This window comes from Chromobacterium aquaticum (assembly GCF_021129195.1).
Lineage (GTDB): Bacteria > Pseudomonadota > Gammaproteobacteria > Burkholderiales > Chromobacteriaceae > Chromobacterium > Chromobacterium aquaticum.
In genome coordinates this window covers 1-636 of record NZ_JAJOHW010000241.1, presented here as the reverse complement: position 1 = coordinate 636, position 636 = coordinate 1, and the positions used below count along the sequence as shown (strand labels likewise).

At 68.1% G+C, this 636-nt stretch carries 1 protein-coding gene; it reads left to right on the top strand.

The genetic code is table 11. The annotated features are described in order from the left end of the window. Nucleotides 1–636, top strand: a 636-nt coding sequence (locus LQT98_RS23385) for an ABC transporter permease (RefSeq protein ID WP_231465600.1), incomplete at both ends; no start/stop codon positions are given.

Below are 636 nucleotides of genomic sequence, written 5' to 3'. Positions count from 1 at the left end.
GCGGCGCTGGCCATCCTGCTGCTTTTTGCCGGCCTGCCGCTGCTGGCGGTGTTGTGGAAGGCGCTGTCCGCGCTGGATGGCCTGGCCGATCTATGGGATGAGGAACTGCGGCTGGCCTTGTTCAACTCGGCGCGCTTCACTGCGCTGACCGTGTTGCTGTCCGGCGCGCTGGGCCTGTGCCACGCGCTGGCCGCCGGGCGTTGGCTATGGCTGCGGGCAATGGCCTTTCTGCCCTTCGTGGTGTCGCCGGTATGCGTGGCTTTCGGCCTGTTGCTGCTGTATCCGCAATGGAGCGGGCAATTGCTGATCTTGCTGGCCGCCTATGTGCTGCTGGCCTATCCCTTTGTCGCCAAGGCGGCCGGAACCGCGCTGGACGCGATGCCGGCGCAGCTGGCGCAGGCGGCGCGTTCGCTGGGCGCCAGTCCCTGGCGCGCGTTCAGGCGAGTGATCTGGCCCTTGTTGCAACCCGCGTTGCGGCGTGGCCTGGCTTTCGCCGCCGCCACCGCGGTGGGCGAGTTCGCGGTGACGCTGTTCTTGTCGCGGCCGGAATGGCTGACGCTGACCACCTTGATTTACCAGAAGCTGGGACGGCCGGGTCAGGCCAATGCCGACGCGGCGATGCTGCTGTCCGGCCTG